The organism is Ramlibacter algicola (assembly GCF_016641735.1).
Taxonomy (GTDB): domain Bacteria; phylum Pseudomonadota; class Gammaproteobacteria; order Burkholderiales; family Burkholderiaceae_C; genus Ramlibacter; species Ramlibacter algicola.
Window position 1 is genome coordinate 2,617,223 of record NZ_JAEDAO010000001.1, and the last position, 20,398, is coordinate 2,637,620.

The following is a 20,398-nucleotide window of genomic DNA, read 5'->3' on the forward strand; positions in this document are numbered from 1 at the left end:
ACCTCAGGCGGCAGCCTTGCGGGTGCCCTTGCGTGCAGCGGTCTTGCCGGTCGTGGCCGCGGTGCCCTGCCGCGACAGCAGGTACTGCACGAGCAGGCCGACGGGACGGCCGGTCGCGCCCTTGGACGCGCCGCCCTTCCACGCCGTGCCGGCGATGTCCAGGTGGGCCCACGGGGCCTTGCCCGCGAAGCGCTGCAGGAACTTGGCGGCGGTCACGGAGCCGGCGGGACGGCCGGCGATGTTGGCGACGTCGGCGAAGTTCGTCTTCAGGCCTTCGGCGTACTCGTCGTCCAGCGGCATGCGCCAGCACAGGTCCAGCGCGGCGTCGCCGGCGGCGAGCAGCGACTGCGCAAGAGCGTCGTCCGTCGCGTACATGCCGCTGCGCACGCCACCCAGCGCGATGACGCAGGCGCCGGTCAGCGTCGCGATGTCAACCACGGCGGCGGGCTTGAAGCGCTCGGCATACGTGAGCGCGTCGCACAGGATCAGGCGGCCTTCGGCGTCCGTGTTCAGGACCTCGATGGTCTGGCCGCTCATGCTGGTGATCACGTCACCGGGCTTGAGCGCGCGCCCATCGGGCAGGTTCTCGCACGCGGGAATGATGCCGGCGACGTTGAGCTTGGGCTTGAGTTCGCCCAGCGCGCGGAACGTGCCCAGCACGCTGGCGGCGCCGCACATGTCGAACTTCATCTCGTCCATCTCGGGACCGGGCTTGATCGAGATGCCGCCGCTGTCGAACGTGATGCCCTTGCCCACCAGCACCACCGGCGCCTGCGAGTCGGAAGCCCCGCGGTACTGCAGCACGATGAAGCGCAGCGGCTCCTCGGAACCGCGGGCGACGGCCATGAAGGAACCCATGCCCAGGCGCTCGACTTCCTTGGGACCCAGCACTTCACACTTGAACCCGTGCTGGCGGGCCAGCTTCTTCGCCTCCTCGCCCAGGCGGGTCGGCGTGGCGACGTTGGGCGGCAGGTTGCCCATCTCGCGCGCGAACTCGACGCCCAGGGCCATGCCGCGGCCCTGTTCGAAGGCAGCCTTCGAACCCTTGGCGGCCGCGATGGTCACGCGCTCCAGCTCACGGCCTTCGGCCTTGGACTTGGTGGCCACGTAGACGTAGCTCGCTTCCGCGACGGCCGTCGTCGCGACGCGCACGGCGGCTTCGTCCGCATCTTCCGGCAGGCACACCACGATGCGCTTGACGCCCTTGCTGCGCAGCGCGCCGATGGCCGCCTGCACGGCGGACTGGACGCGGCGCGGGGAACCATCGGCCGCGCCGGCGATCACGACACGCTTCGCGGCAACGCCTTCGACACCCCAGGCCTGCAGCAGCTTGCCCGCCTTCGGCTCGAAGTCCCCGGACTTGCGCGCCGCCTGCACGATCTTCGACACCGGGTCCGTGCCCGCGCGGCCGTTCTCGGTGACGACGGCGACGAGCGCGTCGCATTTCTGGCGGCAGGCATCGGCCAGCCCGAAGGTCTTGAGTTCGAAGTCCATAATCTCCTGTTTATTCGCGTAGTCGCGGCCGCGCCGATGTTATTCCATTCGTCCTTGCGCAAAGAACTGGCGCGCAGCTTCGGCGCGACGCTGGTCGTGCTGGTCACCATCGTGGTGACGATGACCCTGATCCGCACGCTCGGGCAGGCCAATCGCGGCAGCGTCAACCCGCAGGAAATCATGATGGTCATGGGGTACTCCGTCCTGGGGTACCTGCCGCCGATCATCACGATGTCGCTGTTCATCGCCATCGTGGGCACGCTGTCGCGGATGTACACGGACAGCGAGATGGTGATCTGGTTTTCCGCCGGGCGCGGGCTGTCGGCGCTGCTGCGGCCGCTGTTCGGGTTCGCGTGGCCCATCCTCGCCGGCGCCGCGGTGCTGGCGCTGATCATCTGGCCGTGGGCGAACCAGCAGACGCAGGAACTGAAGGACCGCTATGGCAGCCGCGGCGACCTCGAGCGCGTCGCGCCGGGCCAGTTCCAGGAATCCGCCAACGGCGCGCGCGTGTTCTTCCTGGACAAGGAGACGCCGGACAACAAGTCCGGCAAGAACATCTTCATCTCCAGCGTCGACCGCGGGCACCAGACGATCACCTCGGCGCGCGCGGGCCGGGTCGTCCAGCAGGGCGACAGCCAGTTCCTCTTGCTGTCCAACGGACAGCGGGTGGAGAGCACCCTCGATGGGCGCGAGCTGCGGGTGAGTGAATTCAACGAACTGGGCAACCGCGTCGGCGCCGCCGACCTCGGGCCGCAGGACGCCGCGCCGGCCAAGACGCTGTCCACCGCGCGCCTGGTGATGGAGCCGACGCGCGCCAACCTCGGCGAGCTCGCGTGGCGCGTCGGCATCTCGCTGGCGGCCGTGAACTTCATCTTGATCGCAGTGACGGTGTCCAGCGTGAACCCGCGCGCGGGACGCAGCGGCAACCTGGTCTTCGCGCTGTTCGCCTTCATCGTCTACTACAACCTCATCAACCTCGGCCAGGGCTGGATCAGCACGGGCCGCGCGGGCTTCGCGCCGTTCATGCTCGCCTTGCACGGCGGCACCTTCGCCATCGTGGCGCTGTGGCTGGCCAAGCAGCACAACAACTGGTCCTGGCGGCGCTCCCGCGGCCCGAGGACGGCCGCGGCATGAAGACGATCCGGCGCCTCGTCTGGCGTGAAGTGCTGGCGTCGGTCGCCTTCGTGGCGGCGGGATTCCTCGCGCTGTTCTTCTTCTTCGACTTCGTCGACGAGCTGCCCAACGTCGGCAAGGGCGTCACCACGCCTTACCGCCTGACGCAAGCCCTGTTGTACGTGGCGCTGATGGTGCCGAGCCACCTGTACGAGCTGCTGCCCATCGCGGTCCTGATCGGCACCATCTTCGTCATGGCCCGGCTCGCGCAGAGCTCGGAGTACACGATCCTGCGCACCAGCGGCCTGGGCCCCGGACGCGCGCTGCGCATGCTGCTGGCCCTCGGGATGGTGTTCACGGTGCTCACGTTCGCGGTCGGCGACTACGTCGCACCCGCGGCCGACCGCGCGGCGCAGCTGCTGCGTGCGCGGTTCCAGGGTCGCATCAGCATCGGACAGACCGGCGCCTGGCTGAAGGAGCGGCAGGCGAACGCCACCTACAACGTGAACGTCGGCGCGCTGTCCCCCGACGGTTCGATGCAGTCCGTGCGCATCTTCGAGGCCGACGAGCGCGGCTTCGTCGTCAGCATCGTCCGTGCGCCGCGCGCCAATTTCGCCGAGGGCGGCTGGCAACTGCACGAGGTCGAACGCACGCTGTTCACCACCAACCGCGACGGCGCTGCGCAGGTGGCGCAGTCGAAGTTGCCCCAGTGGCTGTGGCGCACCGAGATCAGCCCCGAGATGGTGTCGGTGGCCCTCCTCAAGCCCGACCGCATGGCGACGCTGGACCTGTTCCAGTACATCCGCCACCTGGAAGCCAACGGCCAGACGTCGCAGCGCTACGAGATCGAGTTCTGGCGCAAGGTGTTCTATCCCCTCAGCTGCCTCGTGATGGTGGTGCTGGCCCTGCCCTTCGCCTACCTGCACTTCCGCTCCGGCGGCATCACCAGCTACGTCTTCGGCGGCGTCCTGATCGGCATCAGCTTCTTCCTGCTGAACAACGTGTTCGGCTACGTCGGCAACCTGCGCGACTGGTGGCCATGGCTCACCGCCGCCGCGCCGGGCCTGCTCTATTCGCTGCTGTCGCTGGCGGCGTTCAGCTGGCTCGTGCTACGCCGATGAAGCGCGCGGTCGTCCTGTTCGGCCACGGGTCGCGCGACCCGCAGTGGCGCGAGCCGATGGACGCCCTCGCCGCCCGCTTGCGACAGCGCGCTCCTGCCGTCGAGGTCTTTTGCGCGTTCCTCGAACTGCAGGCGCCGGACTTGCCCGGTTGCTGTGACGCGCTCGTCGCCGACGGCATCGGCGCCGTGACCATCGTCCCGGTGTTCTTCGGCGTCGGGCGCCATGCCCGCGAGGACCTGCCGAGACTCATCGACGAGGTCCGCCAGCGCCATCCAGGCTTGCACGTGCAGGTCACCCCGGCCGTGGGCGAGTGGGACGAGCTGCTCGATGGCCTCGCGGAAGCCATCCTCAAGCGCTCCTAATTCGCTTTTGCAATAATAGGTTCATCGTCTTAGACGGGAAACCGTATGAACCTGCACCAGTTCCGCTTCGTCCAGGAAGCGGCACGGCGCAACCTCAACCTGACCGAGGCCGCCAAGGCTCTGCACACGTCTCAGCCTGGCGTGTCCAAGGCGATCATCGAGCTGGAGGAAGAGCTCGGGGTGGAGATCTTCGCGCGCCATGGCAAGCGCCTGAAGCGCATCACGGAGCCCGGCCAGCACGTGCTGCGCAGCATCGAATTGATCATGCGGGAGGTGGGCAACCTCAAGCGCATCGGCGAGCAGTTCAGCGCGCAGGACAGCGGGACACTGTCCATCGCCACCACGCACAGCCAGGCGCGCTACGTTCTCCCGCTGCCCATCGCGCGCCTGCGCGAGGCGTATCCCAAGGTGAACATCAGCCTGCACCAGGGCTCGCCGGACCAGGTCGCGCGCATGCTGATCGACGAGGTCGCCGAGATCGCCATCGCCACCGAGTCGCTGTCCGACTACCAGGAACTCGTCACCCTGCCCTGCTACGAATGGCAGCACGTGCTGGTGATGCCGCAGGACCATCCGCTGGCCGCGCACGAGCGCATCACCCTCGAGGACCTGGCCGAGGAGCCGATCATCACGTACCACCCGTCGTTCACCGGCCGCACCCGGATCGACAACGCGTTCGCGCAACGCAAGCTGCAGCCGCGCATCGCGCTCGAGGCGATCGACGCCGACGTGATCAAGACCTACGTGCGGCTCGGCCTGGGTGTCGGCATCGTCGCCGAGATGGCGGTGCGCGACCAGCCGCAGAACGCGGACCTGGCCGTGCGCCCGCTGGGCACGCTGCTGGGGCAGAACATCGCGCGCGTCGCCTTCAAGCGCGGCGCCTACCTGCGCAACTTCGTGTTCCGGTTCGCCGAGCTGCTCTCGGACCGCCTCGATCGCAACCTCATCGCCAAGGCCATGAGCGGCCAGGCCAACGACTATGACCTCTGACTTTCCCGTGCGCACCCCCCCGGTCGAGACCAAGCTGCCCGCCGTCGGCACGACCATCTTCACCGTCATGTCCGCGCTCGCCACGGAAACGGGCGCCGTCAACCTGGGCCAGGGTTTCCCGGATTTCGAATGCGACCCGAAGCTGGTGCAGGCCGTCACCGGCGCGATGGAGCGCGGCCTGAACCAGTACCCGCCGATGGCGGGGGTGGCGGCGCTGCGAGAGGCGATCGCCGGCAAGCTGCAGTCCGTATACGGCCACAGCTACGACGCCAACACCGAAGTCACCGTCACCGCCGGTGCGACGCAGGCCATCATCACGGCGATCCTCGCGATCGTGCGGCCCGGCGACGAGGTGATCGTGCTGGAACCCTGCTACGACAGCTACGTGCCCAACATCGAGCTGGCCGGCGGCACGGTGGTGCGGGTCCCGCTCGTGCCCGGCACGTTCCGTCCCGACTTCGATCGCATCGCCGCGGCGATGACGCCGCGCACGCGCGCGATCCTGGTCAACAGCCCGCACAACCCGAGCGCCACGGCGTGGTCGCGAGAGGAAATGCTGCGGCTGCAGGAACTGCTCGCCCCGACCGACGTCTTCCTGATCAGCGACGAGGTCTACGAGCACATGGTGTTCGACGGCCAGCCGCACCAGAGCGCAGCGCGCTTCCCGGGGCTGGCGGCGCGCAGCTTCATCGTCTCGAGCTTCGGCAAGACCTACCACGTCACCGGCTGGAAGGTCGGCTACGTCGCCGCGCCGGCGCCCTTGACCGCGGAATTCCGCAAGGTGCACCAGTTCAACGTGTTCACGGTCAACACGCCCGTGCAGCACGGCCTGGCGCAGTACATGGCGGACCCGCAGCCGTACCTGCAGTTGCCGGCGTTCTACCAGCGCAAGCGCGACCTGTTCCGCGAGGGCCTGGCGCGCACCCGGCTGCGACTGCTGCCCAGCCAGGGCAGCTACTTCCAGTGCGTGGACATCTCCGCGGTCAGCGACCTGCCGGAGGCGGAGTTCTGCCAGTGGCTCACGCGCGAATTCGGCGTCGCCGCGATCCCGCTGTCGGCGTTCTATGGCGACGGCTTCGACCAGCGCGTCGTGCGCTTCTGCTTCGCCAAGAAGGACGACACGCTGCGCGCCGCCCTGGACCGCCTCGCGCGGCTCTGACGCGCGCTCAGCCGGCGCGCTGCTGCTTGCCTTCGAGCAGCTTGACCAGCGCCCAGAGCGTGCGGTTGACCGGCGTCGGGATGCCCAGGGCCTGGCCACGGCGCACGACCAGGCCATTCAGGTGGTCGATCTCGGTCGGCTTGCCGCGCGCTAGGTCCTGGGCCGTCGATGAAAGCTGGGTCGGCATCGTCTCGAAGATCCGGCGCACCGCCAGGTCGATGTCGCCGGGAATCTCCACGCCCTCCGCCTGCGCGACCAGCAGGCATTCGGCGACCACGTCGCTCATGACCTGCTGGATGCCCGGGCTGCGCACGTTCTCGCCGTAGGGACGCTGCGCGATGGCGGATACCGCGTTGTACGCGCAGTTGACGACCAGCTTGGCCCAGAGGGCGCCGCGCACGTTGGACGAGATCTCGACCGGCACGCGGGCCTGGGCGAACAGTTGGGCCACCTCCTCGCTGCGCGTCACGGGCTCGATGACGAGATCGCCACGGCCGTGGTGCTTCAGGTGGCCAGGGCCGGCCATCTCGGTGGCGACGTAGACGACCGCCGCAGCGACCTGCCGGGGTGGCAGCACCGTGCGCAGGCGATCGGCGTTGTCGACGCCGTTCTGCAGGCACAGCACGAGGGCCTCCGGCCGCAGGTGCGGCTTCAGCTGGGCTCCCGCGCTTTCCGTGTCGCCGGACTTCACGCAGAACAGCACGACCTGGGCCTGCGCGACGGCGGCGATGTCGGTCGTCGCGCGAAGCCGGACGTGCTCGTCGAAGTCGCGGGCTTCCATCCGCAGCCCGTGGCGCTCGATCGCGTCCACGTGCTGCGGCCGGCCGACCAGCACCACCGGGTGGCCGGCGCGGGCGAGCATGCCGCCGAAGAAGCAGCCGACGGCGCCTGCGCCGACGACGACGACGGGATGGAGTGGCTGGGTCATGGCCCATTCTAGGCACCGCTCATCCGCCACGCACCGTGACAAAACCGGGACTGGCCTTACACACGCTGTCATGGGCGGCCCGAACAATGGCCGCAGTTGAATCAGGGAGTCGACATGGACAGGCGTGACGCATTGGCGTGCCTGGCCGGCCTGTGGCTGGCCGGCTGCGGTGGTGGTGGCGGCGGAGGCGGAGGTGGCGGTCCCGTGGTGGCCGACTCCGGCGCGGCCGCGGCAGGCCCGCCGGCACCCGCACCCGCGCCTGCGCCAGCACCCGCGGCCGCGCCGGCAGCCGCCGCAAGCAGCTCGCCGCCGCCGCGCCTCGACCCGCCGTTCAGCGGGCCGATCGCGCTGTGGGGTGACTCGATGATGCCGCCCGTCGTCCGCGCGCTGGCGCCGCTGTATTCCGGCCGGGACGTCCACGACGGTGGTTTTCCCGGCGAAACGTCGGCCATGGTTCTGCAGCACCAGGCGGACGACACGCAGTACCGCAACGCGACCACGCTGTTCTGGACCGGCCACAACGACGTGCGGATCGACTCGGCGACGGCCGCGTCGCAGGTCCTCGCCAACATCGCCGCCAACGTGGCGCTGCTGGCGCCCGGCAACGACCGCTACCTCGTGCTCTCGCTGGTGAACAACGCGACCGAGGGCGCGCGCGGCACGGCGCAGTACAACGTCGTGGAGCAGATCAACCGCGAGCTGGCCGCGCGCTACGGCTACCACTTCGTCGACATCCGCGCGTTCATGGTGGCGCAGTCGAACCCCAACGACCCGCAAGGTGCGGCGAACCTGCAGGCCGACGTCCCGTCCGCGACCCTGCGCTTCGACGACATCCACCTGACCGGGTTCGGCGCGGACGTCCTCGCACACCAGTTCCTGAAGCCGATCCTCGACGCGCGCGGCTGGTGAGCGCGGCCCGGATAATCCGGGCATGCCCATCCCCGACCTTGGCCAGGATGCCGCCGCGCTGCGGCAGCTGATGGTTCGGCTCGGACTCGCGGCGGAGGGCGATCCCGTCGATGCCATTCCGCTGGCGGGCGGCGTGTCCTCGGGCATCTACCGCGTGCGCCTTCGCGGCGGCGACGTGTGCGTCAAGCAAGCCCTGCCCAAGCTCAAGGTCGCCAAGGACTGGTTCGCGCCGGTCGAGCGCGTGTTCCACGAGGCGGCCTACCTGCGCGAAGCGGCCGCGATCGTGCCCGTGCACGTCCCTCGCGTGCTGGCGGACGACCGCGAGACGTGCAGCATGGCGATGGAGTTCCTCGGCGCCCGCCACCTGAACTGGAAGGCCGAGCTGCTTGCGGGCCGCGTCGACGTCGCGATGGCCGGCACCGTCGGGGACGTGCTGGGCCGCATCCATGCGGCGACGGCCGGGCAGCCCAGGCTGGCCGAGGCGTTCGCCACGGACGCGAACTTCCACGCCATCCGGCTCGAGCCCTACCTGGTGGAGAGCGCCCGCGTCCATCCGGCCCTCGCCGACCGGCTGCTCTCGCTCGTGCACGTCACCGCGTCGACCAGGCGCGTCCTCGTGCATGGCGACGTGAGCCCGAAGAACATCCTGCTGGGACCCGCGGGCCCGGTGCTGCTCGACGCGGAATGCGCCTGGTATGGGGATCCCGCCTTCGATCTCGCTTTCTGCCTCAACCACTTCCTGCTGAAGGCTGCGCACTTGCCGGCGCATGCGCGTTCATTGCTGGATGGGGCCGCTGCCTTCATCGGCGGGTACTGGCCGCACGTGCACTGGGAGCGTCGCGAGGACCTCGACGCGCGCACGGCCGCGCTGCTGCCGGGCCTGTCGCTCGCGCGCGTCGACGGGAAATCGCCCGTGGAATACCTCGATGCACCGACGCGCGAAGCCGTGCGTCGCGAAGCGCTCGAGCTGCTGCGGTCATCCGCGGCGGACCTGCAATCGCTCCTGCGGCGCTGGGAGAGCGCCTTCCTGCCATGACCATCTCGCAAGTCCTCGCCCGCCGCATCTGGGATTCGCGCGGACGCCCGACCGTCGAAGTGGAGGTGCGGACCGCCAGCGGCGCGGTCGGCCTCGGCATGGCGCCTGCAGGTGCGTCCAGGGGCACGCGCGAGGCGATCGAGCGCCGCGACGGCGGACCGCGTTTCGGGGGCCTGGACGTGCAGCGCGCGATCGAGGGCATCGACCGCGAGATTGCGCCGCTCCTCGTCGGCCGCGACGAGGCGGACCAGGGCGGCATCGATGCCGCGCTCATCGCACTGGACGGCACGGCCACGAAGGAGCGGCTGGGCGGCAACGCGCTCGTCGCGACGTCGCTCGCGGTCCTGCACGCAGCGGCCGCCGCCCGCGGCCTTCCGCTCTGGCGGCATCTCGCCGGCGACCGGCCCGTGCGGCTTCCCCTGCCCCAGATCCAGGTCTTCGGCGGCGGCGCGCATGCCGGGCGGCGCGTCGACGTGCAGGATTTCATGGTCGTTGCCGTCGGCGCGCAGTCGTTCTCCCAGGCGCTGGAAATGACCGCGGAGGTGTACCGCTGCGCAGGCGAGTGGATGCGCGAGCGCGGACGCCTCGCCGGCGTGGCGGACGAAGGCGGCTGGTGGCCCGACTTCGCGCGCAACGAGGAAGCGCTCGATGCGCTGGTCGCGGCCATCGAACGCGCAGGCTACGTGCCAGGACAGGACGTCGCGATCGCGCTCGACATCGCGGCGTCCGAGTTCGGCCGCGATGGCCGCTACCGGCTGGCGCTCGAGGGCGAGGAGCTCGATTCCGACGCCCTGTCGGAACGCCTGCTGCGATGGATCGAGCGCTACCCGATCGTGTCGATCGAGGACCCGCTCGCCGAGGACGACGAGCGCGGACTGGCCGCCTTCACGCGGGCCTGCCAGGGACGCGTGCAGGTCGTGGGCGACGACTACCTCGTGACGAATGCGGACCGCGTGAGTCAGGCGGCGGCGGCCGGCGCTTGCAACTGCGTGCTGGTCAAGCCGAACCAGGCCGGCACGGTGACCGAGGCGCTGCAAGCCCTGCAAGCGGCGCGGGAGGCCGGCTTCGCGACCATCGTCTCGGCGCGTTCCGGCGAGACCGAAGACGTCGCCATCGTGCATCTCGCCACGGGCTGGGATGCGGGCCAGCTGAAGGTGGGATCCTTCGCGCGCTCCGAACGCATGGCGAAGTGGAACGAAGGCGTGCGCATCGAGACGCGGCCCGGGGCACCGGCGGGCTTTGCCGGCGGCAGTGCACTCGCCCGCCGCTGACGCATCCACCACAATCGCGCGCTGAGGAGGACCTGCGGATGCAGTATTGGCTGATGAAATCGGAGCCGGAGGAAGTGTCGGTGGACGACGCGATCGCGGCGCCCAAGTCGACGGTGCCCTGGACGGGGGTGCGCAACTACCAGGCACGCAACTTCATGCGCGACCAGATGCGCGTGGGCGACGGCGTGCTCTTCTACCACTCCAGCTGCGCGGAACCCGGCGTCGTGGGACTCGGGGAAGTCGCATCGACGCCCTATCCCGACCCGACGCAGTTCGACCGCAAGTCCAAGTACTACGACGCGGCGTCCAAAAAGGAAGAGCCGCGCTGGACGCTCGTCGACGTGCACGTGCGCAAGAAGACACGCCTCCTGGGGCTGCCCGAGCTGCGTGCGGCGAAGGGGCTGGAGGACCTGGTGATCCTGCGCCGGGGCAACCGGCTGTCCATCACGCCGGTCGAGGCGAAGCACTGGCGCCAGATCCTGAAGCTGCTGGGCGAGACCTGAGCGTGCCGTGCGCACAAAGAAAAAGCCGCCCGAGGGCGGCTTTTTCGTGCGGCGCTCGCGCGCTCACTGGTCGCTGGAAGAGATCTCCTCCGGCTCCGGCCTGGACTTGCCCTCCTTCTTGGGCAACGGCTGGATGTCCAGCAGGACTTCGTCCTTGTCGTCGAGGTCCACCGTCAGGCGGCCACCGTCGGTGAGGCGGCCGAACAGCAGTTCGTCGGCCAGCGCACGGCGGATGGTGTCCTGGATCAGGCGCTGCATCGGGCGCGCGCCCATCAGCGGATCGAAGCCCTTCTTCGCCAGGTGCTTGCGCAGCTTGTCGGTGAAGGTGACTTCCACCTTCTTCTCGGCCAGCTGCTGCTCCAGCACGAGCAGGAACTTGTCGACCACGCGCAGGATGACCTGCTCGTCCAGCGCCTTGAAGCTCACCAGCGCGTCCAGGCGGTTGCGGAACTCGGGCGTGAACAGGCGCTTGATGTCGGCCATCTCGTCGCCCGCTTCGCGCGGGTTGGTGAAGCCGATGGTCGCCTTGTTCATGGTCTCGGCACCCGCGTTGGTCGTCATGATGATGATGACGTTGCGGAAGTCGGCCTTGCGCCCGTTGTTGTCCGTCAGCGTGCCGTGGTCCATCACCTGCAGCAGCACGTTGAAGATGTCGGGGTGCGCCTTCTCGATCTCGTCGAGCAGCAGCACCGCGTGCGGCTTCTTGGTGACGGCCTCGGTCAGCAGGCCGCCCTGGTCGAAGCCGACGTAGCCGGGAGGCGCGCCGATCAGGCGCGACACCGCATGGCGCTCCATGTACTCGGACATGTCGAAGCGGATCAGCTCGATACCCATGATGTAGGCCAGCTGCTTCGCCGCTTCGGTCTTGCCCACGCCCGTGGGGCCGGAGAACAGGAACGAGCCGATCGGCTTGTCCGCGCGGCCCAGGCCGGACCGCGCCATCTTCACGGCACCCGCGAGGACCTCCAGCGCCTTGTCCTGGCCGAACACGACGGACTTGAGGTCGCGCTCGATGTTCTGCAGCTTGCCGCGGTCGTCGTTGGACACGTTCGCGGGCGGGATGCGCGCGATCTTGGCCACGATCTCCTCGACCTCGGTCTTGGAGATGGTCTTCTTGCGCTTGCCCGCGGGCAGGATACGCTGAGCGGCACCGGCTTCGTCGATGACGTCGATGGCCTTGTCCGGCAGGTGGCGGTCGTTGATGTACTTGGCCGACAGCTCGGCCGCCGCCTGCAGCGCGGTCGCCGCGTACTTGACGCTGTGGTGCTCCTCGAAGCGCGACTTCAGGCCCTTGAGGATCTCGATCGTCTGCTCGACGGTCGGCTCCACCACGTCGACCTTCTGGAAGCGCCGCGACAGGGCCGCGTCCTTCTCGAAGATGCCGCGGTACTCGGTGAACGTGGTCGCGCCGATGCACTTCAGCTGGCCGCTCGAGAGCGCCGGCTTCAGCAGGTTGGACGCGTCCAGCGTGCCGCCCGACGCCGCGCCGGCGCCGATCAGGGTGTGGATCTCGTCGATGAACAGGATCGCGTTCGGCTTGTCCTTCAGCGACTTGAGCACGCCCTTGAGGCGCTGCTCGAAGTCACCGCGGTACTTGGTGCCCGCCAGCAGCGCGCCCATGTCGAGCGAGTACACGTTGGACTCGGCCAGGATCTCCGGCACGTCCTTCTGCACGATGCGCCAGGCCAGGCCTTCCGCGATGGCCGTCTTGCCCACGCCGGCCTCACCCACCAGCAGCGGGTTGTTCTTGCGGCGGCGGCACAGGATCTGGATGACGCGTTCGACCTCGTACTCGCGGCCGATCAGCGGGTCGATCTTGCCGTCCTTGGCCTGCTGGTTCAGGTTGACGGTGAACTGCTCCAGCGGCGACGCCTTCTCGTTCTTCTCGCCGCCCTCCTCGCCGTCGGAGGACGAGGATTCACCGCTCTTGGCGGGCTCGGGCGGGTCGCTCTTCTTGATGCCGTGGGCGATGTAGTTCACCACGTCCAGGCGCGTGACGCCCTGCTGGTGCAGGTAGTACACGGCGTGCGAGTCCTTCTCGCCGAAGATGGCCACCAGCACGTTGGCGCCGGTCACTTCCTTCTTGCCATTGCCGGTGGACTGCACGTGCATGATCGCGCGCTGGATCACGCGCTGGAATCCCAGCGTCGGCTGGGTGTCGACGTCGTCCGTCCCTGCGACCTGCGGCGTGTTGTCCTTGATGAAGTTGGACAGCGACTTGCGAAGGTCGTCGATGTTCGCCGAGCATGCCCGGAGCACTTCGGCCGCGCTGGGGTTGTCCAGCAGGGCCAGCAGCAGGTGTTCCACGGTGATGAACTCGTGGCGCTGCTGCCGCGCCTCCACGAATGCCATGTGGAGGCTGACTTCCAATTCCTGGGCAATCATGAGATTTCCTTCTGCCTTGCTTTTCCGATGTCGTCGATCGCGGTGTTCGACCCGGTTTCACTCGATGGGTTCACTGACGCACTGCAACGGGTGCCCGGCCTGCCGTGCCGCCTCCTGCACCTGTTCGACCTTCGTCGCCGCCACGTCCCGCGAATACACGCCGCAGATCCCTTTCCCGTCGAGGTGGATCTTGAGCATGATCTGCGTGGCCGTCTCGCGGTCCTTGTTGAAGAACTCCTGGATCACCACGACGACGAATTCCATCGGGGTGTAGTCGTCATTGAGCATGACGACCTGGTACATCTGGGGCGGCTTGACCTTCTGGGTCCGCCGCTCGAGCACCACGGAGCCACCGTCGTCGTCCGTCGGTCGCGCCACGGGGGCGGCCGGTGCGGGCACGGGGGGGTCGGTTGCCATGAAATTCATTCTATCTAGGGGGCCTGCGCACTGCACCGCCAGTCGCAAATGGTGACCCTCGCGCGACATTCAAGCACCGCGGTGCACGCGCGTGTCGGATTGCGGCCAAAAGAGCCATTCCGGCCGCGCTGGGTGCCGTGGAGGCACGCGGGAAGAAAAACGCGGCGCTCCATTCTTCCAGCCGTGGTCTGATGGCCGCCTTGGGACCCGCCCGTCGGAGTCATCAAAACTTAAGTTTGTGAAAATATTGACAGAGCCGGAACGAATCCCGGACACTCACTGCTCAGTTCGGGATAACAAAGGGGGCCCTGGATGGCGACCGGTACTGTCAAGTGGTTCAACGATGCCAAGGGCTTCGGGTTCATCGAGCCCGATGGCGGCGGCGCGGACGTGTTCGCGCATTTCTCCGCCATCGCGATGGAAGGCTTCAAGACGCTCAAGCAGGGCTCGCGCGTCACGTTCGACATCACGCAGGGCCCCAAGGGCCAGCTCGCGCAGAACATCCAGGCCGACATCCAGCCGATCCAGACCCAGCCTGCGCCGGACCGCCCGGCACGCCAGTCGAAGGTGCGTGCTCCGCAGTTCCATGCGCCGGCCAGCCGGTCGGACGGCGTGCCGAAGTAGGCATTGTCCGCGCCAATGAAAAAGCCGCCCCGGGGGCGGCTTTTTTTCGTGCGCGGCAGCAGCGCGTGCAGCGCTGCCCGGCCGATCACATGTGGTCGATCATCACCTGGCCGAAGCCGGAGCAGCTGACCTGGGTGGCGCCTTCCATCAGGCGCGCGAAGTCGTAGGTCACCTTCTTCGACTGGATCGACTTCTCCATGGAGCTGATGATCAGGTCCGCGGCTTCGGTCCAGCCCATGTGGCGCAGCATCATCTCGGCCGACAGGATCTCGGAACCGGGGTTCACGTAGTCCTTGCCCGCGTACTTGGGCGCCGTGCCGTGGGTGGCCTCGAACATGGCGACCGAGTCGCTCATGTTGGCGCCCGGGGCGATGCCGATGCCGCCGACCTGTGCGGCCAGCGCGTCGGACACGTAATCGCCGTTCAGGTTGAGCGTGGCGATCACGCTGTACTCGGCCGGGCGCAGCAGGATCTGCTGCAGGAACGCGTCGGCGATGGAGTCCTTCACCACGATGTCCTTGCCGGTCTTCGGGTTCTTGAACTTGCACCACGGGCCGCCGTCGATCTCGACCGCGCCGAACTCCTTCTTGGCGAGCGCGTAGCCCCAGTCACGGAAGCCACCTTCCGTGAACTTCATGATGTTGCCCTTGTGCACGAGCGTGACGCTGGGCTTGTCGTTGTCGATCGCGTACTGCAGCGCCTTGCGCACCAGGCGCTCGGTGCCTTCGACGGACACCGGCTTGATGCCGATGGCGGACGTCTGCGGGAAGCGGATCTTCTTGACGCCCATCTCGTCGGTCAGGAACTTGATGACCTTCTTGGCCTTGTCGGTGTTGGCTTCGTACTCGATGCCGGCGTAGATGTCCTCGGAGTTCTCGCGGAAGATGACCATGTTGGTCTTCTCCGGCGCCTTCAGCGGCGACGGCACGCCCTTGAAGTACTGGATCGGGCGCAGGCAGACGTACAGGTCCAGCTCCTGGCGCAGCGCGACGTTCAGCGACCGGATGCCGCCGCCGACCGGCGTGGTCAGCGGGCCCTTGATCGACACGACGTATTCGCGCGCGACCTTCAGCGTCTCTTCGGGCAGCCACACGTCGGGGCCGTAGACCTTGGTCGACTTCTCGCCGGCGTAGATCTCCATCCAGTGGATCTTCTTCTTGCCGCCGTAGGCCTTGGCCACCGCCGCATCCACCACCTTCAGCATCACGGGCGTGATGTCCATCCCGGTACCGTCGCCCTCGATGAACGGGATGATCGGCTGGTCCGGCACGTTCAGGGACATGTCGGCATTGACGGTGATCTTCTGGCCCTGGCTGGGCACCTTGATGTGCTGGTACATGGAAACGACTGGCTCCGGAGATGGGTGAGGCGTCCGGCCTGCGGCCGAACCGGTCGATTCTAGCCCGCACGCCGTCGGCGCCATCCGCATCGCGGGCGCGTCGCGGTGGCCCCTGTCAACGGAACGCGGAGCTCAGCCGTTGGCGGGAGGCTTCCCGGCGACGGGAGGTGAGTTTCGAAAACCGCCATTCATCAAGGAATCTCCCAAATGAACAAGCTGCTTGCCGCCCTCGTGGCCACCTTCTTCGCCGCCGCCGCCTTCGCGCAGACCGCCGCCCCGGCCGCCGCCTCGTCGGCTCCGAAGGCCGCCGCCTCCGCCCCGGCCAAGGCCGAAGCCAAGGCCGAGAAGAAGGAAGCCAAGGCCGAAGCGAAGGCCGAGAAGAAGGCTGCCAAGGCCGAGAAGAAAGCCGAGAAGAAGGTCGCCAAGGCCGAGAAGAAGGCCGACAAGGCCGAAGCCAAGGCCGAGATGAAGAAGGAAGAAGCCAAGAAGTAATTCCTGGCGCTTCGAGCAAAACGCCCGCCTCGCGCGGGCGTTTTGCTTTCCGGGCGGGAGGTGTCAACCGGACCGTCGCGGCTGCCGTTGTGGAGGAGCCTTCCGGATCCCGCTGCGGGACACCGGAAGCGAATCTCCCGTCACCACCTCTCTCCTGAAGGACTGATTCATGAACAAGCTGCTCGCCGCCCTGATGGCCACCGTGTTCTCCGCCGCCGTGTTTGCGCAAGCCACGCCCGCGACCCCCGCTGCGCCCGCCGCGGCTGCCGCGCCGGCCGCTTCGAGCGCCAAGGCGGACAAGAAGGAGATGAAGGCCACCAAGAAGGCCAAGAAGAGCAAGAAGGCGAAGAAGGCCGAGAAGGCCGCCTGATCTCCGGCACCCGATGCCCATGCCCGCGCAAGCGGGCATTTTGCTTTTCCGGCCCACAATCGCGCCGATGAAGAATGCCCTCGTCCTGGCCGCCGCCCTCCTCGCAGGTGCCGGCGTCGCGGCCCAGGAACCCCAGACCGACCTGCCGCGCGTGCGCCTGTCCGCGGGCATGCACCAGATCGACGCCCAGGTCGCGCACACGCCCGACCAGCGCGCCACCGGGCTCATGTACCGCAAGCAGATGCCGCAGAACGAAGGCATGCTGTTCGCGTTCGAGGAGCCGGGCGTCCAGTGCTTCTGGATGAAGAACACGCTGCTGCCGCTGACGGCCGCCTTCGTCGCGGACGATGGCGAGATCGTCAATCTCGCCGACATGAAGCCGCAGACGACCGACGGCCATTGCTCGAAGCGACCGGTGCGCTACGTGCTCGAGATGAACCAGGGCTGGTTCGCCAAGCGCAACATCAAGGCCGGGTTCCGGCTGGCGGGCGAACCGTTCCGGCGCTGATCACACCGCCGCGCAAAAGAAAGGGCCGCTCATGCGGCCCTTCCTGCTCGTGCCTTGCGGCGATCACCCGAAGTTCTTCTGCGCGAAGTCCCAGTTCACCAGCTTGTCGAGGAAAGTCTCGACGAACTTCTGACGCAGGTTGCGGTAGTCGATGTAGTACGCGTGCTCCCACACGTCGACGGTCAGCAGCGCCTTGTCGGGGGTCGTCAGCGGCGTGCCGGCGGCGCCCGTGTTGACGATGTCGACGCTGCCGTCGGGCTTCTTCACCAGCCAGGTCCAGCCCGAGCCGAAGTTGCCCACGGCGGACTTCACGAAGGCTTCGCGGAACGCCGCGTAGCTGCCCCACTTCTTCGTGATCGCTTCGGCGAGCGCGCCTGCGGGCTCGCCACCGCCGGCGGGCTTCATGCAGTTCCAGAAGAACGTGTGGTTCCAGATCTGGGCCGAGTTGTTGTAGATCCCGCCCGAGGACTTCTTGATGATTTCCTCCAGGGACATCGCCTCGTACTCGGTGCCCTTCTGCAGGTTGTTCAGGTTCACCACGTACGCGTTGTGGTGCTTGCCATGGTGGTACTCCAGCGTCTCCTTGGAGTAGTGCGGCGCCAGCGAGTCGATCGGGTACGGCAGCGGGGGCAGGGTGTGTTCCATGGATTCCTCGGGCAGTCGTTGTTGCAAGAAGGCGCCGATTCTAGGCAGGAACGCACACGCCTACAGCAGGCGTGGTCGCGTCACCTGCAGGTCCAGTTCGCCTTCGGCCAGCTGGGCCCGCAGCGGTTGCCCGGGCTGCGCCTGGCCGGCGCGGCTCACCACGTGGCCCTGCTCGTCCGTGAGCAGCGCATAGCCACGCTGCAGGACGAGGCGCGGGTCCAGCAATTGCAGCCGCAGTTCCAGCCGGTGCAGCCGGTCCCCCGAGCGCTGCAGTTGCTTGGCGGTGCAATTGCGGCGGTCGGTCTCCAGCGCCTGCAGCTTCGCGGCCGCCCGCTCGATGCGCAGCACGAGCGCATGCCGCAGACGCTGCCCGCTTTGCGCCAGCAGCCTGTGCTGGGTCGCCATGCGGGCCGACGGCCGGCCCATGCGTGCAGCAGCTTGGTCCAGCCGCTGTGAGGCGACGTCGATGCGGCGCGTGATGGCGTCCTGCAGCCGTCCTTCCAGGATGTCCAGCCGATGCAGCATCTCGGCGCGCGGCGCCGCCACCAGTTCGGCGGCGGCCGTCGGCGTCGGCGCGCGCACGTCGGCACAGAAGTCGGCGATCGTGAAGTCGGTCTCGTGGCCGACGCCGCACACCAGGGGCACGGGGCTGCGCACGATGGCGCGCGCGACCGCCTCCTCGTTGAAGGACCACAGGTCCTCGATCGAGCCGCCTCCGCGCACGAGCAGGATGACGTCCACCTGCCCTTGCGCCGCCAGTGCATACAGGCGCTCGAGCGCGGCCACCAGGTCCTGCGCGGCTTGCGGCCCCTGGACCGCGGAAGGCGCGAACACCACCGGCACATGCGGCACGCGCCGCCGCAGCGCCGTCGCGACATCGTGCAGCGCTGCCGCGCCGGTCGACGTGACCAGCCCAATCGTGCGCGGCAGGAACGGCAGGTCGCGCTTGCGGCCGGCATCGAACAGGCCCTCGGCTTCCAGCTTGGCCTTGAGCCGCAGGAAACGCTCGTACCAGGCACCCTGCCCCGCATGCGCCAGGCTCTCCACGATGAGCTGCAGGTCGCCGCGCGGTTCGTAGACGGCCAACCGGCCTTGGACCTCGACAAGATCGCCCTCGGCCGGCATACGGTCGAGCATCGACGCCGCGCGGCGGAACATCGCGCAGCGCAGCTGGCCTTGCGGATCCTTGAGGTTGAAGTACAGGTGCCCGCTGGACGCCCGCGACAGGCCCGAAACCTCGCCGCGGACCGCAACGGGGTTGAACCGGGCCTCCAGGGTGTCAGCAATGGCGCGGGTCAGCGCGCCGACTGCCCAGATTCGTGGCGTCACTGCTGGATCCGGATCCTGCATCGCCAGGCGCGGCAGGCCTCGGCGGCCGAAATCTGGGGACGAATCATCCACAGCGCGCGCAAGCGCGGCGCGCCAACGCGAAATATCGCGAAAAGCACGAGCTTGTCGTGCAAGTCGTTGATCTTGAAGGGGAAATCCGTGCTGAAAATGTCATCGATCTGTCGCGAACCCGCTCCGGCGCGGGGTGTAGACGCAACGGAGAGACTTTCTGCACAAACTTATCCACAAGAATTGTGGGTGGCGTCCTACGCCGCATCGAAGTCGTCCTACAGCTCGCCCGGTCGCTCATAATCGCGCCCAGCAATTCGTAGTCAAACGCGGCGGAGTCCCCTTGCTGTCCATCATACAAGCCGCAGGCTGGCCGATCTGGCCCTTGGTTGCCTGCTCGATCCTCGCGCTCGCCCTCGTCATTGAACGCTTCCTGAGCCTCAAGACGGCGCGCGTCGCGCCTCCCAAACTGCTCGACGAAGCGCTGGCCGTGTCCCGCAATTCGGTCCCCGGGCCGGACGTCGTGACCCAGCTCGAGCAGAACTCCGCGCTCGGTGAAGTGCTGGCCAGCGGGTTCCGCGCGCTCAACAGCAATCCGCGCTGCAGCGAGTCCGACCTGCGCGCGACGATGGAAGGCGCGGGCCGCGCCGTCGCCCACCGGCTCGAGCGTTATCTCAGCGCGCTGGCCACCATCGCCTCGGCCGCGCCGCTCCTGGGCCTTCTGGGCACGGTGATCGGCATGATCGAGATCTTCGGTTCGCAGGCCCCGACGGGCGGCTCCGGCACCAACCCGGCGCAGCTCGCGCACGGCATCTCCGTGGCGCTCTACAACACCGCCTTCGGCCTGGTGATCGCGATCCCGGCGCTCATCTTCTGGCGCTACTTCCGCGCCCGCGTCGACGGCTACCTGCTGACGCTGGAGCTCGCGTCCGAGCGCTTCGCGCGCCACCTCAATTCGCTGCGCAAGGCATGAACTTCCGCACCCGTTCGCGCGAGGAACCGGAGATCAACCTGATCCCGTTCATCGACGTCCTGCTGGTCGTGCTCATCTTCCTGATGCTCTCGACCACGTACAGCAAGTTCACCGAACTGCAACTGCGGCTCCCGGTGGCGGATGCCGACGCGCAGCGCGACTACCCGAAGGAAGTCGTCGTCGGCGTGTCCAGCGACGGCCGCTACACGGTGAACAAGCAGGCCGTGGTCGGCCGCGGCGCCGACGTGCTGGCGATGGCCCTGGGCGACGCAGCCAAGGCCGGCAAGGAAAGCGTGATCATCGTCAGCGCCGACGCGACGTCGCCGCACCAGGCCGTGATCACCGTGCTCGAAGCCGCGCGCCGCGCCGGCCTGCATCAGGTCACTTTCGCGGCGCAGTCTCCCGCGCAGGCGCGCTGACC

22 protein-coding genes and 1 pseudogene are annotated in these 20,398 nt (G+C 68.1%); 15 read left to right on the top strand and 8 right to left on the bottom strand.

Annotation, left to right across the window (positions count from 1 at the left end):
- Nucleotides 1-3: 3 nt before the first annotated feature.
- On the bottom strand, nucleotides 4-1,494 hold the full coding sequence (locus I8E28_RS12660) for a leucyl aminopeptidase (protein WP_200788412.1): 1,491 nt from the start codon (nucleotides 1,492-1,494) through the stop codon (nucleotides 4-6).
- 36 nt (nucleotides 1,495-1,530) lie between these two features.
- On the opposite strand from I8E28_RS12660, the gene lptF reads away from it, so the two are divergent.
- The 5 genes from lptF to I8E28_RS12685 are packed head-to-tail and all read left to right on the top strand — an operon-like array spanning nucleotide 1,531 to nucleotide 6,239.
- Nucleotides 1,531-2,628, top strand: coding sequence for an LPS export ABC transporter permease LptF (gene lptF / locus I8E28_RS12665; RefSeq protein WP_200788413.1), 1,098 nt, complete (start codon nucleotides 1,531-1,533; stop codon nucleotides 2,626-2,628).
- The gene (gene lptG, locus I8E28_RS12670) at nucleotides 2,625-3,728 is read left to right on the top strand and encodes an LPS export ABC transporter permease LptG (RefSeq protein WP_200788414.1); all 1,104 of its coding nucleotides are present in this window, start codon (nucleotides 2,625-2,627) and stop codon (nucleotides 3,726-3,728) included. The genes lptF and lptG overlap by 4 nt, the downstream gene beginning before the upstream one ends.
- Nucleotides 3,725-4,090 carry a sirohydrochlorin chelatase gene (locus I8E28_RS12675; protein ID WP_200788415.1) on the top strand — a complete coding sequence of 122 codons (366 nt, stop codon included), beginning with the start codon at nucleotides 3,725-3,727 and terminating at the stop codon, nucleotides 4,088-4,090. Before lptG ends, I8E28_RS12675 begins: the two co-directional genes overlap by 4 nt.
- A 45-nt stretch (nucleotides 4,091-4,135) precedes the next feature.
- The gene (locus I8E28_RS12680) at nucleotides 4,136-5,080 is read left to right on the top strand and encodes a CysB family HTH-type transcriptional regulator (RefSeq protein ID WP_200788416.1); all 945 of its coding nucleotides are present in this window, start codon (nucleotides 4,136-4,138) and stop codon (nucleotides 5,078-5,080) included.
- Nucleotides 5,070-6,239 carry a pyridoxal phosphate-dependent aminotransferase gene (locus I8E28_RS12685; protein WP_200788417.1) on the top strand — a complete coding sequence of 390 codons (1,170 nt, stop codon included), beginning with the start codon at nucleotides 5,070-5,072 and terminating at the stop codon, nucleotides 6,237-6,239. Before I8E28_RS12680 ends, I8E28_RS12685 begins: the two co-directional genes overlap by 11 nt.
- A gap of 7 nt (nucleotides 6,240-6,246) precedes the next feature.
- Here I8E28_RS12685 and I8E28_RS12690 read toward each other — a convergent pair whose 3' ends face one another.
- Nucleotides 6,247-7,167, bottom strand: a complete 921-nt coding sequence (locus I8E28_RS12690) for a ketopantoate reductase family protein (RefSeq protein WP_200788418.1) — start codon at nucleotides 7,165-7,167, stop codon at nucleotides 6,247-6,249.
- Between the two features lie 114 nt (nucleotides 7,168-7,281).
- Between I8E28_RS12690 and I8E28_RS12695 the strand changes: the two genes are divergently transcribed.
- The 4 genes from I8E28_RS12695 to I8E28_RS12710 are packed head-to-tail and all read left to right on the top strand — an operon-like array spanning nucleotide 7,282 to nucleotide 10,886.
- Nucleotides 7,282-8,076: an SGNH/GDSL hydrolase family protein gene (locus tag I8E28_RS12695; protein ID WP_200788419.1), complete on the top strand. Its 795-nt coding sequence runs from the start codon at nucleotides 7,282-7,284 to the stop codon at nucleotides 8,074-8,076.
- A gap of 22 nt (nucleotides 8,077-8,098) precedes the next feature.
- A complete protein-coding gene (locus I8E28_RS12700) occupies nucleotides 8,099-9,112 on the top strand; it encodes a phosphotransferase family protein (protein WP_200788420.1) in 1,014 nt (337 codons plus the stop codon).
- Nucleotides 9,109-10,383 carry a phosphopyruvate hydratase gene (gene eno / locus I8E28_RS12705; RefSeq protein WP_200788421.1) on the top strand — a complete coding sequence of 425 codons (1,275 nt, stop codon included), beginning with the start codon at nucleotides 9,109-9,111 and terminating at the stop codon, nucleotides 10,381-10,383. Before I8E28_RS12700 ends, eno begins: the two co-directional genes overlap by 4 nt.
- Nucleotides 10,384-10,421: 38 nt before the next feature.
- Complete coding sequence (locus tag I8E28_RS12710; protein ID WP_200788422.1) at nucleotides 10,422-10,886, top strand: EVE domain-containing protein; 465 nt, start codon at nucleotides 10,422-10,424, stop codon at nucleotides 10,884-10,886.
- Between the two features lie 63 nt (nucleotides 10,887-10,949).
- Here the strand turns inward: I8E28_RS12710 and clpA are convergent, their stop codons facing one another.
- Nucleotides 10,950-13,271, bottom strand: coding sequence for an ATP-dependent Clp protease ATP-binding subunit ClpA (gene clpA / locus I8E28_RS12715; RefSeq protein ID WP_200788423.1), 2,322 nt, complete (start codon nucleotides 13,269-13,271; stop codon nucleotides 10,950-10,952).
- Between the two features lie 57 nt (nucleotides 13,272-13,328).
- Nucleotides 13,329-13,697, bottom strand: a complete 369-nt coding sequence (gene clpS, locus I8E28_RS12720; protein WP_200788424.1) for an ATP-dependent Clp protease adapter ClpS — start codon at nucleotides 13,695-13,697, stop codon at nucleotides 13,329-13,331.
- Nucleotides 13,698-14,000: 303 nt separating this feature from the next.
- Here clpS and I8E28_RS21010 point away from each other — a divergent pair.
- Nucleotides 14,001-14,195: pseudogene (locus I8E28_RS21010) on the top strand (cold-shock protein); the annotation flags it as partial.
- A gap of 202 nt (nucleotides 14,196-14,397) precedes the next feature.
- On the opposite strand, the gene icd reads toward I8E28_RS21010, so the two are convergent.
- A complete protein-coding gene (icd, locus tag I8E28_RS12730; protein WP_200788426.1) occupies nucleotides 14,398-15,651 on the bottom strand; it encodes an NADP-dependent isocitrate dehydrogenase in 1,254 nt (417 codons plus the stop codon).
- 207 nt (nucleotides 15,652-15,858) lie between these two features.
- On the opposite strand from icd, the gene I8E28_RS12735 reads away from it, so the two are divergent.
- The 3 genes from I8E28_RS12735 to I8E28_RS12745 all read left to right on the top strand — a co-directional run bounded on the left by I8E28_RS12735 (nucleotide 15,859) and on the right by I8E28_RS12745 (nucleotide 17,021).
- Nucleotides 15,859-16,143, top strand: coding sequence for a hypothetical protein (locus I8E28_RS12735; protein WP_200788427.1), 285 nt, complete (start codon nucleotides 15,859-15,861; stop codon nucleotides 16,141-16,143).
- 169 nt (nucleotides 16,144-16,312) lie between these two features.
- Nucleotides 16,313-16,513, top strand: a complete 201-nt coding sequence (locus I8E28_RS12740; protein WP_200788428.1) for a signal peptidase — start codon at nucleotides 16,313-16,315, stop codon at nucleotides 16,511-16,513.
- Nucleotides 16,514-16,580: 67 nt separating this feature from the next.
- Entirely contained in the window at nucleotides 16,581-17,021 is a 441-nt protein-coding gene (locus tag I8E28_RS12745; protein WP_239027228.1) for a DUF192 domain-containing protein, read from the top strand.
- Between the two features lie 63 nt (nucleotides 17,022-17,084).
- Here I8E28_RS12745 and I8E28_RS20735 read toward each other — a convergent pair whose 3' ends face one another.
- Genes I8E28_RS20735 through I8E28_RS12755 form a run of 3 tightly spaced genes read right to left on the bottom strand, consistent with a single transcriptional unit; the run spans nucleotide 17,085 to nucleotide 19,129 of the window.
- Entirely contained in the window at nucleotides 17,085-17,666 is a 582-nt protein-coding gene (locus I8E28_RS20735; protein ID WP_239027413.1) for a superoxide dismutase, read from the bottom strand.
- Between the two features lie 60 nt (nucleotides 17,667-17,726).
- Nucleotides 17,727-19,016 (bottom strand): exodeoxyribonuclease VII large subunit, encoded by a 1,290-nt coding sequence (gene xseA, locus I8E28_RS12750; protein ID WP_239027229.1) that lies wholly within the window; start codon nucleotides 19,014-19,016, stop codon nucleotides 17,727-17,729.
- Nucleotides 18,992-19,129 carry a hypothetical protein gene (locus tag I8E28_RS12755; RefSeq protein WP_200788430.1) on the bottom strand — a complete coding sequence of 46 codons (138 nt, stop codon included), beginning with the start codon at nucleotides 19,127-19,129 and terminating at the stop codon, nucleotides 18,992-18,994. The genes xseA and I8E28_RS12755 overlap by 25 nt, the downstream gene beginning before the upstream one ends.
- Before the next feature lie 218 nt (nucleotides 19,130-19,347).
- Between I8E28_RS12755 and I8E28_RS12760 the strand changes: the two genes are divergently transcribed.
- Nucleotides 19,348-19,977 carry a MotA/TolQ/ExbB proton channel family protein gene (locus I8E28_RS12760; RefSeq protein ID WP_200788431.1) on the top strand — a complete coding sequence of 210 codons (630 nt, stop codon included), beginning with the start codon at nucleotides 19,348-19,350 and terminating at the stop codon, nucleotides 19,975-19,977.
- Nucleotides 19,974-20,396, top strand: coding sequence for an ExbD/TolR family protein (locus tag I8E28_RS12765; protein ID WP_200788432.1), 423 nt, complete (start codon nucleotides 19,974-19,976; stop codon nucleotides 20,394-20,396). Before I8E28_RS12760 ends, I8E28_RS12765 begins: the two co-directional genes overlap by 4 nt.
- The last annotated feature ends 2 nt before the right edge of the window (nucleotides 20,397-20,398 follow it).

Excerpts from the sequence above, each read along its gene's own strand:
- I8E28_RS12690 (WP_200788418.1), bottom strand. The coding sequence starts at position 7,167 with ATGACCCAGCCACTCCATCCCGTCGTCGTCGTCGGCGCAGGCGCCGTC.
- I8E28_RS12700 (WP_200788420.1), top strand. The coding sequence starts at position 8,099 with ATGCCCATCCCCGACCTTGGCCAGGATGCCGCCGCGCTGCGGCAGCTG.
- clpS (WP_200788424.1), bottom strand. The coding sequence starts at position 13,697 with ATGAATTTCATGGCAACCGACCCCCCCGTGCCCGCACCGGCCGCCCCC.
- I8E28_RS12740 (WP_200788428.1), top strand. The coding sequence starts at position 16,313 with ATGAACAAGCTGCTCGCCGCCCTGATGGCCACCGTGTTCTCCGCCGCC.
- lptG (WP_200788414.1), top strand. The coding sequence starts at position 2,625 with ATGAAGACGATCCGGCGCCTCGTCTGGCGTGAAGTGCTGGCGTCGGTC.
- I8E28_RS12675 (WP_200788415.1), top strand. The coding sequence starts at position 3,725 with ATGAAGCGCGCGGTCGTCCTGTTCGGCCACGGGTCGCGCGACCCGCAG.
- I8E28_RS12710 (WP_200788422.1), top strand. The coding sequence starts at position 10,422 with ATGCAGTATTGGCTGATGAAATCGGAGCCGGAGGAAGTGTCGGTGGAC.
- I8E28_RS12765 (WP_200788432.1), top strand. The coding sequence starts at position 19,974 with ATGAACTTCCGCACCCGTTCGCGCGAGGAACCGGAGATCAACCTGATC.
- I8E28_RS20735 (WP_239027413.1), bottom strand. The coding sequence starts at position 17,666 with ATGGAACACACCCTGCCCCCGCTGCCGTACCCGATCGACTCGCTGGCG.
- xseA (WP_239027229.1), bottom strand. The coding sequence starts at position 19,016 with ATGCAGGATCCGGATCCAGCAGTGACGCCACGAATCTGGGCAGTCGGC.
- icd (WP_200788426.1), bottom strand. The coding sequence starts at position 15,651 with ATGTACCAGCACATCAAGGTGCCCAGCCAGGGCCAGAAGATCACCGTC.
- I8E28_RS12660 (WP_200788412.1), bottom strand. The coding sequence starts at position 1,494 with ATGGACTTCGAACTCAAGACCTTCGGGCTGGCCGATGCCTGCCGCCAG.
- I8E28_RS12695 (WP_200788419.1), top strand. The coding sequence starts at position 7,282 with ATGGACAGGCGTGACGCATTGGCGTGCCTGGCCGGCCTGTGGCTGGCC.
- clpA (WP_200788423.1), bottom strand. The coding sequence starts at position 13,271 with ATGATTGCCCAGGAATTGGAAGTCAGCCTCCACATGGCATTCGTGGAG.
- I8E28_RS12685 (WP_200788417.1), top strand. The coding sequence starts at position 5,070 with ATGACCTCTGACTTTCCCGTGCGCACCCCCCCGGTCGAGACCAAGCTG.
- I8E28_RS12745 (WP_239027228.1), top strand. The coding sequence starts at position 16,581 with ATGAAGAATGCCCTCGTCCTGGCCGCCGCCCTCCTCGCAGGTGCCGGC.
- I8E28_RS12680 (WP_200788416.1), top strand. The coding sequence starts at position 4,136 with ATGAACCTGCACCAGTTCCGCTTCGTCCAGGAAGCGGCACGGCGCAAC.
- I8E28_RS12735 (WP_200788427.1), top strand. The coding sequence starts at position 15,859 with ATGAACAAGCTGCTTGCCGCCCTCGTGGCCACCTTCTTCGCCGCCGCC.
- eno (WP_200788421.1), top strand. The coding sequence starts at position 9,109 with ATGACCATCTCGCAAGTCCTCGCCCGCCGCATCTGGGATTCGCGCGGA.
- lptF (WP_200788413.1), top strand. The coding sequence starts at position 1,531 with ATGTTATTCCATTCGTCCTTGCGCAAAGAACTGGCGCGCAGCTTCGGC.